The organism is Frankia sp. CeTa3Moorea (assembly GCF_978021225.1).
This window is the reverse complement of the sequence record NZ_CDXDOR010000085.1, coordinates 7,648-21,976: the sequence shown is the minus strand read 5'-3', so window position 1 is coordinate 21,976 and position 14,329 is coordinate 7,648. Positions and strand designations below refer to the sequence as shown.

Below are 14,329 nucleotides of genomic sequence, written 5' to 3'. Positions count from 1 at the left end.
ACCCTGCACCACATGATCAACTTAGGCTACATGACATTGCGTTCAGGGCCGCATCCCACGAACAAACCTACCACACACTCCCACAACCCCAGGAGCGGACTACGAGCCGCTACCAAGCAAACGTGCCAAGACCCTGGGGGCGTGGCCGCCCCGGCCGACGGCGAGCCCCGCCCCGTCGGTTGACCCCACCGCACCACCCCGCGGCGCACCACCTGCCCGTTCTGCCCCGCCGCAGCGGGGCAGAACGGTGGCATTCATCCCGGAACGGCGGTACGATTATCCTTCAGCTGGAGAGAGCAGTGCGGAGGATTTCACAGGTGGGAATCGAGTGGACCAGGGCGACTTCTTCATCAGCTACTGCCAGCGCGACCGGGACTGGGCCGAATGGATCGCCTGGCAGCTACAGGAGGTCGGTTATCGCGTGTTTCTTCAGGCCTGGCATATCGGCCCCGGCCGCAACTGGGTCAGGGACATGGGTCAGGGGGTGGAGAACTGCCGGCACACGATCGCGGTGCTCTCGCCCGAGTATCTGAATTCCCCGTACTGCCGGGCAGAATGGCAGGCGGCGTTCGAATACGATCCCGAGGGCAACCGCCGTAAGCTCATCCCGGTGCGGATAGCGGAATGCACCCCTACCGGGATACTCCGGCAGCTGGTCCACTTCGACCTCATAGGCCTCGACAACGAGAACGCCGCCCGGGAGCAGCTGCTGCGCAATGTCCGCTCGGCATGGGAAAAGGGCAATCTCACGCCCAAGGAGCCTCCGTACTTCCCCCAGGCCCAGCGCACCGAGATCGCGCCACCGGCCGCGCAACGCCCGATCACCTCACAGCCCGCATTCCCGCCGAAGGTGCCGGAACAGCGCCGGGCGGTCGGCGCCATCCTCACCGCGCTCACGCGGAAGTGGGTCATGCTTCCGACGCTCGCCGCGGCCATCGTCATCGGAATCCCCTTCCAGGTGGCAGACAGCCCTGGCGGAGTGCTGGTCGGCTCACTCGCCGCCGCGCTCATCGCGGCCGTCCCCACCGTTATGCTATTCCCTCCGACGGACCTTACCGCGATGCTGGTGGTTGGCTGGGCCTGCGCGGTGGGCGCAGTCGGGGGGATGGAAATCACCTACGGCCGCACGTGGGCGGTCGTGGCCGAGGTACTGGGCGCGGTGACGCTCTCGGCCATCTTCACCATCGGCATGCGCCTACCCCGCCCAGCACCACCGACCGATCCGGCGCACCCGGCCCCGACTGCGATCATAGAGTCTGATACTTAAAGTAAATCTGTCATTACTCCGTAGCCCTCGGGGATCAGGTACAAGAGCAAGAATCGGCCGTTCTCGGCCCAAGGCGCTCTGCGCGGCATGGTCGGCATGGTCGGCATGGTCGGCATGCGACGATCCGGTGGCGGACAGGTGTCCTGGAGCTTGCCCCACGCAAGGCCCGATATCAGCGTCCCACGGATCGAGGAGTCGCCGCGAATGTCCGATACCCGGTCGCGGCTGGGATGGCATCCCACCGCCATCGCCGTCCTGGTGATCCTGACCACCATCGTCCTCGCCTTCATCGGCCAGGTCCTCGGCAAAGGCGGCCGTGGCCAGACTCTCGTGAACACGCCCTCAACGCGGTCGGCGGCACCGACACAGATGCCGCTCGATCCCCCGATGAAGAAGAGGCTGCGCTCGACCACGTGCACGACCGTGCGGATCATCGCCGGCCAGCCCCGCACCTCCTACTCGCAGTACGCGAGCACACTCGCGAAGCTCATCAATGATCCGGCGCTGAACGGCGGCAACGGGTGGCGCGCCTCTCCCGATTCGGACACGAACGGGACGTCCCAGAACCTCAAGAATCTCGGAGTTCCGGAGAACCAGCACTGCACTCTCGCGCTGGCCCAGCTCAATGTGGTGGTGGACGCTCAAAACGGCCGAGGCGACTTCACCGACGGGGCCGTCGAGGGCCTACGCCTCGTCGGCCAGATCTACTACGACGTTCTCCAGCTCATCGTCCCGACCAACTCCAGCATTCATAGCGCGGACGATCTGTGCGGCAAGACGGTCGAAAGCGGAGTGCTCGACTCGGGCACCCACCAGATCGCCTCCGTGCTGTTCCGTCAGATCACCCGGGTGAAAGGAGCGGGCTGCGTCATCCGTCCGGTGACCGGGAACCGGATAGCCGAGGCTCTCCAGAAACTTCATCCCACCGGTGCGGATCACGCCGACGCGGTCCTGTGGGCGGCGGGCGCTCCCACCATGGCGGTCCAGGAATACAACGACAGCTACCAGAAGATCAGATTCGTGCCACTCGACGACTGGCAATCGGCGATCCAGCGGGACTGGTACTCCCAGTACCTCGATGTCGGAGCCAACGTCTTCACAAGGGCCGCCATCGAGCCGGGTGACTACAACATCATCCCGTCCCAGCCGACACAGACCATCGCGGTGCCGAACGGCATCGTCGCCAGCAAGTACGCCGACGCCGCGCTGGTCGAGTTCGCCGCCCGGATGATGGGTGAACACTCCGCCGAGTTCAAGGCCACCCTGTGGACCACCCATCAGGCGCAGGCGCAGGCGCGCCGCCTCGATTTCGCGACTCCCGGCTCCTTCATCGCGACCAACATCTGCCGGTACGTCCCGCTACATCCGGCGGCGGAGAGATACTATACACATGCGCTCGGTTATCCGACGGGATGCCCGACCCCGACCCCCTGACCTCCGGTTCACTTGTTGACCCATCAAGAGGGTGGCCCGTAGCGTCGATCCAGGCAAGCGCCAGGCAACGGGTAGGCGACACGGGCTGGGCGACACGGGCAGGGCAACGGTCGATCCGCCGTCATTGTGATGATTGTGACGTGTGATGGTTGTGACGAGGGAGAGCCCATGGAGAACGCAGTCATCGTCGATGGGGTACGCACGGCATCGGGACGGGGCAAGCCGGGTGGGGCGCTGTCCGAAACCCATCCGGTGGAGCTGCTGGCCACCGTACTGAAGGCACTGATCGCCCGCAACGACCTTGATCCGGCGCTGGTTGACGACGTCATCGCCGGGTGTGTCGACCAGGCCGGCGAGCAGGCCGTCAACATCGGGCGCACCGCGGTGCTGGCGGCCGGGTTCCCCGAGTCGGTGCCGGCCACCACGATCGACCGCCAGTGCGGGTCGAGCCAGCAGGCCGCCCATTTCGCCGCGCAGGGGGTGCTCGCCGGCGCCTACGACATCGTCATCGCCGCCGGGGTGGAGTCGATGAGCCGGGTGCCGATGGGCTCCACCACCCTCGGCAAGGACCCCAACGGCCCGAGCCTGCACGCCCGCTACCCGGAGGGCCTGGCCCACCAGGGCATCGGCGCGGAGCTCGTCAGCGCCCGATGGAAGATCAACCGGGAGGACCTGGACATCTTCTCCGCGCGGTCGCACCAGCTCGCGGCGGCCTCCGCCGCGGCGGGGGACTTCACCGGGGAGATCGTCCCGGTCGAGATCACCCTTCCGGACGGCACGACAGCCCAGCACACCGTGGACGAGACGGTCCGAGCGACCACGACCGTTGAGACGCTGGCGAAGCTCAAGCCGTCCTTCTACACCGAGGCGTACGCTGCCCGCTTCCCGGAAATCACCTGGAACATCACCCCGGGTAACTCCTCCCCGCTGACCGACGGCGCCTCGGCCGTCCTGATCATGAGCGAGACCAGGGCGAACGAGCTCGGCCTGCGGCCACGGGCCCGGTTCCACACGTTCGCGCTCGCCGGGGATGACCCGTTACTCATGCTGACCGCGCCGATCCCGGCGACCCGCAAGGCGCTCAAGCGCGCCGGTCTGAGCATCGACGACATCGACACCTTCGAGGTCAACGAGGCGTTCGCGCCCGTGCCGCTCATGTGGGCCCGCGACACCGGTGCCGACCCGGCGAAGCTCAACCCGCGCGGGGGCGCCATCGCGCTGGGCCACCCACTGGGTGGATCGGGCACCCGCCTGCTCACCACGATGCTCAACTACCTGGAGGCCACCGGCGGCCGTTACGGCCTGCAGACGATGTGCGAGGGCGGCGGCCTGGCCAACGCCACCATCATCGAACGGCTCTGACCTCCACCGGCCGACCTCACACCGGCCGATCCACCGGCCGATCCACCGGCATCGCCCTGGGCACCCTGGGAGCCGGCCCGGTCACGCCGTGAACGCGGCCACGGTGAGCTGCCGCACGGCGGGATCCCGGCATGCCCGCGTGTCCGGGCCGGTCAGCCGCAGCGCCTCGGTGTTCCCCGGCGGGTACACGCGCAGCGCGGCGACCGGCGCGGTCCCCGAGGGAGGTGTGCAGCCTTCCGCCACGCCGAGATGCAGGATGCGCAGGACCGCCGTCGCGGCGCCCCCGGGCACGAGCCGCACCGGCGCGCCCACCGGCCCCGTGTGCTCCGCCGCCGCGCCCACCTGCCGGCCGGCCGCGTCCACGAACGACACGCCAGGGAATCCGCGTACCACGCAGGGGCTGTGACCGATGTTGGTCAGGACCAGCCGTTCGTAGTCGCTGCCCGCGGTTCCCTGGCGGTCGATGCTGCTCAGAGCAAGTTGAGCGGTCCGGCACCGGGCCGCCACGGGCGTCGCCGGAGCCGCCACCGCGGTGCCCCCGCCGCCGCCCGGGCCCGGGCCGCATCCGGCGACGAGGATCGCCGTCGCGGCCAGGGCGAGTACCACCGGAAAAACCCTCCCATGAGACCTGTGCATGACGACCTCCTCGTCGCGCGGCGAGCCGGCGAGCTGGCAAGCCACCCGGTGATGTCACCCAATCCCTTCCCGCTGCTACCCTCCGTGACACCGTCGGGGATCCGTCATATCGTGCTCCAGGGCTCTTGTTCTCATCGGCGCGTCCGGTTCCTCACCATCGCGTCCGGCCCACGCCCGCCGATCGACCGTTCTCCAGTACCGGGCCGGCCGGGCCACGACACCGGACCGGCTGGCCGGCTGGCTGGCTGGCTGGCCGGCTGGCCGGCTGGCCGGCTGGCCCACACAGTGATCTTCTACTGAGGCCTACTCAGGGTCTGGACCGTGCGCCGACCAGAGGTCATCGTGAAACGAACGGGCTATGAAGCGCGTTGTTGCCGCGTGACGGGGTAGGCCCGCGGGCCGGGTCGCCCCGCACCGACCGGAAGGGATCATGAAAGTCTCCGAAGATGCCGGGTGTAGTTCCGGCCGACCCACGCGCGAGGAAGCGCCCGCGGGGGTCGACCGATGATCGAGGCGCTTCTGTTGGTACTCAGCCTGGTGCTCGTGGCCGCCTGCGGCGTTTTCGTCGCGGCCGAGTTCGCTTTCGTCACGGTGGACCGGCCCTCGGTGGAGCGGGCCGCCGAGCGCGATGATCGGGGCGCCCGCGGGGTACTCACCGCACTGCGCGGTCTGTCCACCCAGCTGTCCGGCGCCCAGCTCGGAATCACCATCACCAACCTGGCGATCGGTTTTCTGGCGGAGCCCGCCATCGCAGGGCTACTCGAGGGGCCGATCACCTCGCTCGGCGCCCCGGACGGGCTCGCCCGGGCGGCGTCGGTGGCGATCGCCCTGGTCCTCGCGACAGGCCTGACGATGGTGTACGGCGAGCTGATCCCGAAGAACCTGGCGATCGCCCATCCCCTCGGCACCGCGTTGGCGGTGCAGGCTCCCCAGCGTGCCTTCACGAAGGCCACCGGCCCGCTGATCCGCTCGCTGAACACCACGGCGAACGCGGTGCTGCACCGCCTCGGCATCTCGCCACGCGAGGAGCTGGCCTCGGCCCGTTCGGCTCAGGAGCTGTTCTCCCTCGTCGGGCGGTCTGCCGAGCACGGCACCCTCTCCCACGAGACGGCGACGCTGGTGCAGCGCTCCCTGCTGTTCGGTGACCGGACCGCCGAGGACGTCATGACACCCCGGATGCGCATGCGCACCGTCCATGCCGACGAACCGGTCAGCGAGGTTATCACCCTCACCCGGCGCACCGGGCACTCCCGCTTCCCGGTACTCGGCACGGACAGCGACGACGTCGTGGGCCTCATCCATGTGAAGAACGCGGTCGCCGTCCCCGAGGACGCCCGGGACCATACCCCGGTACGCGACGTGATGGTCCCGCCGGTGACCGTGCCCTCGACGATCCTGCTCGACCCCTTGCTGGAGACACTGCGTGCCGGCGGCATGCAGATGGCGATCGTGGTCGACGAGTTCGGCGGCACCGACGGACTGGTCACTGCCGAGGACCTCATCGAGGAGATCGTCGGCGACGTTGTCGACGAACACGATCGGGTCAGCCCGCGCGCCCTGCGCCGACGGGACGGCAGCTGGCTGCTCTCCGGCCTGCTGCGCCCGGAGGAGGCCCGCAACGTCACGGGGATCGACATCCCCGCGGACGACACCTACCAGACCCTGGGCGGTCTGATGGCCCGGGCGCTGGGACGCATCCCCGGGGCGGGCGACACGGCGGCCGTGGAGGGCGTGCGGTACACCGTCGAGCGGATGGACGGCCGGCGGGTCGACCGGATCCGCCTGGATCCGATCGCGCCGACGGGCGCCACGCCGGAGAGGGATACGGACCCGCCGGTCGCGGACCCCGCGGATCGCCGACCCGGCACAGGCCCGGCAGGCCCGGCAGGCCCGGCCGCTGAGGAGGCCGAGGAGACCGAGGAGGCTGAGGATGCCGAGACCGCCTCGGTCGGAAGGGCGGGGTGGGGATGACCGACCTGCTGGCGATCGTCGCCACCGTCGTCCTGCTGGCGCTGAACGCGCTGTTCGTCGGGGCCGAGTTCGCGCTGATCTCGGCCCGGCGGTCGAGCTTGGAGCCGATGGCCGAGGCGGGCTCGCGGCTGGCGAAGATCACCCTTGGGGCGATGGAGAACGTCTCGCTGATGCTCGCCGGGGCGCAGCTCGGCATCACCGTCTGCACCCTGGGCCTCGGCGCTCTCGGGGAACCGGCGGTCGCGCATCTGCTCCGCGGACCATTCGAGGCGGCCGGGATGCCCTCCGCCCTGCTGCACCCGGTGGCCTTCGCCATCGCGCTGGGCCTGGTGACCTTCCTGCACGTGGTCGTCGGCGAGATGGTCCCGAAGAACATCGCGCTGGCGATGCCGGAGCGTGCGGTCCTGCTGCTCGCCCCACTCCTGGTCGGAGTCGTCCGCTGCGGCAAACCGGTCATCGCGCTGCTCAACACGATCGCGGCCGTGTCGTTGCGGCTCGTCGGCGTCGAACCGAAGGACGAGATCGCGAGCGTCTTCACCCGCGACGAGGTCGCCGGACTCATCGAGGAGTCGCATCGGGAGGGTCTGCTCGCCGAGGATGAACACGACCTGCTGACCGGGGCGCTGTCGTTCGAGGAACGCACCGCGCGTGCCGTCCTGCTCCCGCCGGACGGGCTGGTCACCGTGTCCCCGGCGGTCACTCCCCGGCAGGTCGAACAGCTCGCCGCGCGCACCGGATTCACCCGCTTCCCGGTGCGGGACCCCGAGGGCGGGCTGATCGGCTACCTGCACCTCAAGGACGTGCTGGAGACCCGGCCGGAGCGGCGGTCCAGCCCGGTCGCGGCCAAGTGGACCCGGCCGCTAGCCCGAGTCGGCGCCGACGACAACCTGCGGACGGCGCTGGCGACGATGCAGCACTCCGGCGCGCATCTGGCCAGGGTCACCGACGCCGACGGTACGGTCCTCGGGCTCGTCGCGCTGGAGGACATCCTGGAGGAGCTGGTCGGGGAGATCCGCGACGACGCCGTTCGCACGGTCGTGATCCCCACCCACCAGCCCGCCTGAACCGTTCGGTCCCGTATCTCCCGTATCTCCCGGTTACCTTGCCTATCCAGAGGCTTCGGTGTCCGATTTATCCCTCTGGATAGGCAAGGTGGGGATCAGCGGCGGGGTTCCCGGGCGACGATGACCGCCATCGACGGCGCCCACCAGTAGCTGCAGTCCGTCGGCGGCTGCAGGCCGTCGACGACACGCACGCTGAAGGTGCGGAAGTGGCGGAGCAGGGCCCGCTGATGCCGCCGGGACACCGAGTCGATCTCGTTCGAGTAGTAGGTGAACGAACCGCCGTCGGCCAGGTGGTCGGCGGCGTGCGCGAAGAAGTGCTCGGCGAAGGTGGGGCTGCGCACGAAATACTCGTCGACCTCGGTCTCGTCGAGGGGATAGGTGTCAAAGAGGATGCCGTCAAACCGGCCGAGGCCGGGTATGGCCTCCTGCCAACGCCCGGTGATGATCTCCACCCCGCGGCGCCCCGCGGGGCGGGCCCACTGCTCGGCGACGCGCACCGTGGCCGGGTTCGCCTCGATGATCGTGTGCCGGGCCGGGCCGATCTCCTGGACGAACCCGGCGGACAGGCCCAGGCCGAACCCGACCTCGAGGACGGTACCGCCCGGCTGGGTCACCTCGGCGGCCAGCGCCCGCATCAACGGCGCCTCCCAGGTCTGCATCACCTCCTGGCCGGAGACGAGCAGCGTGCCCTCGACCACCGAGGGGACCGCCGCGTCGATGGCTGTGTCGATCGTCGGACGAGGCGCCCCGGCCACCATCGTGCCGGCCGTCTCGTCCAGCGCGCTGAGATCGGCGACGAACTCGTCGAGGGCCCGGTCGAGCAGCAACCGCCGTGGCTCCTCGGAGACCGGGGCGAGCAGGGACCGCGAGGTCGGGGTCAGTGTCACGTCGAACTTTGCCGCGCGGCGGAGCACAGGGCCTCCCAGATCATGCATCTTTGCCGGTATTGCGCTATATTCCGTCCATACTGGTTCTGTCCATACTGCGATCTTCCATCCTTTACTGCGATACTCTGCCTGTGCGCCCGCGCCGGTCCAGGCATCCGCCGTATCTGAGAAGGTCGCCGGTCTCGGCGCACCTTGGGAGCGGGGCAGGGCGTGCGTGGCCGTTGTCCCACTACGGGAGTGGGGCACGGTGACGGGGGCGACACCACCTCCGCTGCCCGGCGACGCCGTGCGCCCGCTCCAGCTGACCGATCCGCGGCGGCTCGGGGTCTACCAGGTGATCGGCCGGCTCGGGCAGGGCGGCATGGGCACCGTCTTCCTCGGCCGGGCACCCGACGGAAGCGCCGTCGCGATCAAGATGATCAGGCCGGAGCTCGCGCAACGGCCCGAATTCCGCGCCCGGTTCGCCCGCGAGGCCGAGAGTGCCCGCCGGGTCCGCCGGTTCACCACGGCCGCCGTGCTGGACGCAGATCCATACGGGCCCCAGCCCTATCTCGTGACCGAGTTCGTCGAGGGTCCGACGCTGTCGAGGCGCGTCTCCGTGCGGGGGCCGCTGCGGCCCGCCGATCTCGAACAGCTCGCAGTCAGCGTGACGACCGCCCTGAGCGCCATCCACGCGGCCGGGATCGTGCACCGCGACCTCACCCCCGGCAACGTCCTGCTGTCCCCGGTCGGCCCCAAGGTGATCGACTTCGGTCTGGCCCGCGAGTTCAACGCGGACACCGACCTGAGCCACAACGTCCGGCATGCCATCGGTACGCCCGGTTACATGTCCCCGGAGCAGATCCTCGACGCACCAATCACCTCGGCGGTCGACGTCTTCGCCTGGGGCGCCGTCATGATCTTCGCCGCCACCGGGCACGCGCCGTTCGGCACCGGTCGCATCGACGCCATTCTTTACCGCATCGTCAACGAGCCACCGCGGCTCGACGGAGTTGGCGGCGAGCTGCGCAACCTCGTCGAGATCGCGATGGCGAAGGACCCGGCGGCCCGGCCGAGCGCGGAGGAGCTGCGGACAGCGCTGATCGGCGGGGGTAGCCTCCCCGCGCGCCCGGAGCCCGGCACCAGACCGCCCGGACCGCCTGGCACCGCGCAGCCCACCGGACGTGCCCGCCGCTGGGCCCGGCGCCGGCCATCAGGCGCCAAGGGGCCGGCGCCCAGGCCGGAGCGGCCCGGCAGCACGGGCAGCACGGGCAGCACCGCCGCGAACGTGGCGGACATGCCCGTTACCCAGCTGTCCCCGCCGCCTGTCGCCTCGCCGCCGCCGATTCCAGCCCGGACCCCGCCGCCGATTCCAGCCCGGACCCCGCCGCCGCGTGGACAGCCCGGGTCGGTACCCCCGCATCCAGCAGGAACCCCGCACCCGCCGGCACTCAGCCCATCACCGGCCCCGTCGCCACCGGCCCCGTCCAGGCGGCGGCGGTCGCGGACGGCACTGCTCGTCACCGGGCTCGCCATCGCGATCGCCGCCGCGGCAGTGCTGATCATCGTGCCGCGCGGCGGTGGCCCGTCGCCGGTTTCGGCGGCCGACCGCGCGTCCATCTCGTCACGCCTGGCCGCGGACGCGGCGGCCCAGCGGGCCCGGCAACCGGGCCTGGCCGGCCGGCTGAGCCTCGCGGCCTACCGGATCGCCCCGACGGAGGCCGCGCGCGCGGCCGTCCTCGCGTCCTTCGCCCAGTCCACCGCCGCGCGGATCCCCGCCGGTCCCGCGGCCTTCTCCGACATCGCGCTCAGCCCGGACGGCACGACCCTCGCCGGCACCGACGACACCGGCCGCCTCCACCTCTGGAAGGTCGACGCTGCCGGCCGACCCACCGCCACCGCCGGGGGTTCCGCGAACGACCATGCGCACGGCGTCGTGTTCGACCGCTCGGGCACCCGACTCGCGACGGGTGGGGAGACCGACGCCGGCCGGCTCTGGGACATCGCCGATCCGGCGCGCCCCCGGCCGCTCAGCACGCTCGACCCCCAGGCCACGCCGGTCCATCGGCTCGCGTTGTCGAGCAGCGCGCATCTGCTCGTCACCGCCGGCGAGGACTGGTCGGTGGGGCTGTGGGACGTCGCCGATCCGGGGCGGCCCGTCTCGATCCAGTTGCTGATCGGCCGCGCGGGGCCGGTGACGGACGTGGCGCTGCGGCCGGACGGCGCCGTCCTCGCCATCGCCGGCGCCAGCGGCACCGTGCAGCTGTGGAACGTCCGCGACCCCCGCAGACCCGTCCAGATGGTCTCGGTGCCCGGCCACACCGGCGCGGTGAACACCGTCGCGTTCAGCCCGGACGGACGGCGGCTGGCCACCGGCGGCGACGACCGGATCCTGCAGGTCTCCGACGTCGGCGATCCCGACCATCCGCGGGTCCTGCGCCGGCTGTCCGGCCACACCGCCCCCGTCGCCGCCGTCGCCTTCACCACTGACGATCATCTGGTGAGCGCGGACGGCGGTGGCGCGGTCGCCTACTGGGACCTCTCCGCCCCCACACCCGCGATGACCCCCCTGGGCGTCCTGGACGCACCCGCCCGAGCGGTGGCCGTGACCGGCACCAAGACCGGCACCGAGACCGTCGCGCTGACCACCGGCAAGGGGTCGGTCCTCCTCGGGACGCTCGACCCGGCCAGGCTGCGCCGGCTGGCCTGCGCCAGGCCGGGCGCGGCCCTGAGCCCGGCCGAATGGAGCCGGCTCATTCCCCGCCTCCCCTACACCGACTCCTGCTCCGGTTAGGACCGCTCCCCGGCTCCGGTCAAGGCCCGTTCTCCCGCTCCGGTGCGGACCGCTCCCCGGCGCCATCCGGCACGTCACGCCCCGGGGCCCGGCGACGCCGCCATCGGCGCCCCAGCGAGAACAACGTGCCCAGGACGAACAGGGACCCGCCGGTGACGGCCGCGGATGTCACGGCCACCCGCCGGGTCGACGTCGTCTTCACCGCGACCCGCTCGGACGCGCCGCGACGGTCGGGGAAGCGGATGACCGCCGTGGCGGTCCGTTCCACCAGCCCGCTGCGCAACGTCACCGTGGCGGTCCACGGCCCGGCGGGCATCTGCCCGTCAAGCGCGAACGAGACCGGGCTGACCTCCCCGGGGGCCGCCGTCGTCCCGAGGTTCGCCGGGAACGGACCGGCCCGCAGGCCGCCGGGCCCGTCGGTCAGTGTCAGCTCACCGGACATGTCCAGCGCCCGGCCACCGGTGTTGCGGATCTCCGTGCTGATCGCCAACCGCCCGTCGAGCAGGCGTTTCGCGGTGAGCGCGGCGATCGTGAAGTCGGCGGCCGGCGGACCGCCGGGGCCGATGTCCAGGTACATCCGGATCCCGACCCGGTTGACCATCTGTACCCCGCTGTCCTCGGGGGCCGGGCTGCCCGCCTGGGCCCAGAGCACGCCGTAGTGTTCCCCCGGCGAGGCGTCCCGCGGTATATCGATGGCGACGGTCGCCGTCTCCCGGGAGTGCGCGGCGACGTCGACCACCGGCCGGTCCAGGCTCGTCCAGGTGGTCAGCTCGTTCGGCGTCCGCCCCTCGGCGAAGTGGAACGCGCTGTCCCCCAGGTTCGCGGCCCCCGGATACAGCTCGATCCGCATCGGGCCGTCGGTGTTGTTCACGACCTGCACCCGGCGGTGCATCGTGGCGCCCGGTTTGAGGTGGTCGACGATGTACTGCTTGGCTCGGGGATCACGCGTCAGGGCCGCGGTGACCTCGGCCAGCCGGATCCCGAAGGTCCCCTCGGTGCGGACGGTTCCCTTCCGGGAGGCAGCCGACGCAGCGGAAACGGTGGTGGTCGGGAAGAGTATCCCGACCACCACCGCGAGGGCACCGAGAAAGGCGCCTCTCCTCATCCCGCGACCTCGATCACGGCACCGTCGAGTGGGTGATCGTGGCGGTGTAGGTACCGACGACGGCGGTGGTCGGGATGTCGACCGTCAGCGTGGGGTTCCACGTCGCCGAGTTGGTACCCGGCCCGCTGGTCGCCGTCACCGTCTGGAGGGGCTGGAACTCCCCGGTGAAGGTCACGGGGGTAGCGTCCCCCGTGTTGTTCACCCGGGTGACCGTCCCCGGGTCGTAGTGAATCCCGGTGGCAGGGATCGGGGCGATACCGGATCCCTGCGGGGCGTTGAAGTTGGTGGTCGAGACACTCACCACCCAGTTCGGTGCCGTCGTGCCCTGGGTGTCGGTGACCTGAACCTGCCCGAGCTGGCCGGAGACGGGTGTCGTGCCGATCGTGCCGGTGAGGGCGGCGGTTGCCGGAGCCGTGATGCTCACGGCCCCTCCGGTGAGGGTCAGGGTCACCGTGGTGTCCGCTGTCGCGGCGCTCGCGGGAAGCGCCGTGCCGATGAGGATCGCCGCGGCAGCGGCGACCCCCCCCCAGGAGAGAAGATGATTTACGCAATGCAGTACTCCCATACGTGAGCCCAAGCGGCCCCTGATGCGGAGTGGAGAAGGTGAGATCCGCCGGGCGCGCAGCGGCAAGCTATCACTCTCAGTAGCAGCCAAAGACGTACGGTGACGATGCGTGTCGCGCCGGCCCTCCACCGCCGTCCGAGCTCACCCGCACGCCCGGTCCTCACCCGCGGCCGCTCGCCGGTGACCGCTCCCGCACACGGGGGCCCAGGCGCGGAGGCCCAGGCGCGGGGGCGGGGGCGGCTAGGCCGGCACGGGTCCCACGCCTGCCGTCAGGCTCGCGAGCTTGGCGACGTTCTCCCCGACCGTGTCGTCGTTGCGGGGGACGTAGTGCGCGTCGAAGGCGATCTTCCGGCCGTTCTCCAGGTAGTAGCGCAAGAAAGCGGCGGTCGCCGGCCGGCGCAGGGCGTCCGTGCGGGCGTAGACGAACAGCGGCTTGCACAGCGGCAGGTAGACGCCGGTGCCGACCGACACGGCGTTCGGCGCCACGCACCCGTCACCATTGTTGATTTCGACGCCGCGCAGCTTGGTGCCGAAGGTCTCGTAGGTGGGGAAGTCGAGGTAGCCGATGGCCGAGCGGTCGGCGGCCACGTCGTTGGCGACCCCGCTGAGATCGGCCTGCCGGTACTCGCGGGACCGGTCGCTGGCGTTACTGATCGTGGCGTTGAACACCTGCGCCTGCACGGAGCCGCGCGGCGGCCCGACAAACGTGATCGGCTCGTCCGGGAACGACGGGTCGATCTGGCTCCACCGGGTGACGGCGGAACCGGCCCCCCACACCTGCTTGACCTGCCGCAGGGTCAGACAGTGCAGCCAGGTGTTCTGCGGGTTGACCACGATCGGCAGGGTGTGGTGCGCCACCTCGAACCCGACGACCTTCTTCTCGCAGTCGGGGTTCTTGACGAATCCGGGATTGAGTTCGAACGAGGCGCCGGCGATGTCGGCCTTGCCGCTGCACAGCGCGGCGAAACCGTCCTCGGTCGTCGTGGGCTCGATGCTGACGGTGACGTTGCGTTGCACCTGACGGAACTCGTTGTAGGCGGTCTCGGTAATCGGGGCGACCTCCGAGGATCCCGCCACCCGGACGAGGTTCACGGCGGAGGCGGGTGGCCCGGTCGGGCCGGTGGCGGATGGGGCCGGCGACGCGGTGACCACCGGGGCGGCCACCGCGTCCGCCCCGGAGTCCGCCCCGGAGTCACGGCCGGTCAGCACCACGGCGAAGGTCGCCCCGAGGGCCAAGAAGAGGACCACGACAATGGCGGCGACGA

Annotated in this window: 12 protein-coding genes; 7 read left to right on the top strand and 5 right to left on the bottom strand. The window is 70.7% G+C overall.

Annotated features, from left to right (window positions below; all coding sequences use genetic code 11):
• Window positions 1–328: 328 nt before the first annotated feature.
• The 3 genes from AC08OV_RS15305 to AC08OV_RS15295 all read left to right on the top strand — a co-directional run bounded on the left by AC08OV_RS15305 (window position 329) and on the right by AC08OV_RS15295 (window position 4,063).
• Complete coding sequence (locus AC08OV_RS15305) at window positions 329–1,267, top strand: toll/interleukin-1 receptor domain-containing protein (RefSeq protein ID WP_476613541.1); 939 nt, start codon at window positions 329–331, stop codon at window positions 1,265–1,267.
• A gap of 204 nt (window positions 1,268–1,471) precedes the next feature.
• Complete coding sequence (locus AC08OV_RS15300; RefSeq protein ID WP_476613540.1) at window positions 1,472–2,701, top strand: TAXI family TRAP transporter solute-binding subunit; 1,230 nt, start codon at window positions 1,472–1,474, stop codon at window positions 2,699–2,701.
• A gap of 168 nt (window positions 2,702–2,869) precedes the next feature.
• Entirely contained in the window at window positions 2,870–4,063 is a 1,194-nt protein-coding gene (locus tag AC08OV_RS15295; protein WP_476613539.1) for a thiolase family protein, read from the top strand.
• A gap of 81 nt (window positions 4,064–4,144) precedes the next feature.
• Here AC08OV_RS15295 and AC08OV_RS15290 read toward each other — a convergent pair whose 3' ends face one another.
• Window positions 4,145–4,669, bottom strand: coding sequence for a DUF4232 domain-containing protein (locus AC08OV_RS15290; RefSeq protein ID WP_476613538.1), 525 nt, complete (start codon window positions 4,667–4,669; stop codon window positions 4,145–4,147).
• Window positions 4,670–4,684: 15 nt separating this feature from the next.
• Here AC08OV_RS15290 and AC08OV_RS15285 point away from each other — a divergent pair, with 15 nt between their 5' ends.
• The 3 genes from AC08OV_RS15285 (at window position 4,685) to AC08OV_RS15275 (ending at window position 7,734) form a co-directional block, all read left to right on the top strand.
• On the top strand, window positions 4,685–4,999 hold the full coding sequence (locus AC08OV_RS15285; protein ID WP_476613537.1) for a hypothetical protein: 315 nt from the start codon (window positions 4,685–4,687) through the stop codon (window positions 4,997–4,999).
• 204 nt (window positions 5,000–5,203) lie between these two features.
• Window positions 5,204–6,670, top strand: coding sequence for a hemolysin family protein (locus AC08OV_RS15280; protein ID WP_476613536.1), 1,467 nt, complete (start codon window positions 5,204–5,206; stop codon window positions 6,668–6,670).
• On the top strand, window positions 6,667–7,734 hold the full coding sequence (locus AC08OV_RS15275) for a hemolysin family protein (protein WP_462188263.1): 1,068 nt from the start codon (window positions 6,667–6,669) through the stop codon (window positions 7,732–7,734). The genes AC08OV_RS15280 and AC08OV_RS15275 overlap by 4 nt, the downstream gene beginning before the upstream one ends.
• 95 nt (window positions 7,735–7,829) lie before the next feature.
• Here the strand turns inward: AC08OV_RS15275 and AC08OV_RS15270 are convergent, their stop codons facing one another.
• Window positions 7,830–8,648 (bottom strand): class I SAM-dependent methyltransferase, encoded by an 819-nt coding sequence (locus AC08OV_RS15270; RefSeq protein WP_476613535.1) that lies wholly within the window; start codon window positions 8,646–8,648, stop codon window positions 7,830–7,832.
• Window positions 8,649–8,835: 187 nt separating this feature from the next.
• Between AC08OV_RS15270 and AC08OV_RS15265 the strand changes: the two genes are divergently transcribed.
• Window positions 8,836–11,394, top strand: coding sequence for a WD40 repeat domain-containing serine/threonine protein kinase (locus tag AC08OV_RS15265; RefSeq protein WP_476619829.1), 2,559 nt, complete (start codon window positions 8,836–8,838; stop codon window positions 11,392–11,394).
• A 19-nt stretch (window positions 11,395–11,413) separates the two neighbouring features.
• Here the strand turns inward: AC08OV_RS15265 and AC08OV_RS15260 are convergent, their stop codons facing one another.
• The 3 genes from AC08OV_RS15260 to AC08OV_RS15250 all read right to left on the bottom strand — a co-directional run.
• Window positions 11,414–12,499 carry a hypothetical protein gene (locus AC08OV_RS15260; protein ID WP_476616077.1) on the bottom strand — a complete coding sequence of 362 codons (1,086 nt, stop codon included), beginning with the start codon at window positions 12,497–12,499 and terminating at the stop codon, window positions 11,414–11,416.
• 13 nt (window positions 12,500–12,512) lie between these two features.
• Window positions 12,513–13,064, bottom strand: a complete 552-nt coding sequence (locus AC08OV_RS15255) for a hypothetical protein (protein ID WP_476619828.1) — start codon at window positions 13,062–13,064, stop codon at window positions 12,513–12,515.
• A 240-nt stretch (window positions 13,065–13,304) separates the two neighbouring features.
• On the bottom strand, window positions 13,305–14,329 hold a 1,025-nt coding region (locus AC08OV_RS15250), incomplete at its 5' end, for a substrate-binding domain-containing protein (RefSeq protein ID WP_476619827.1).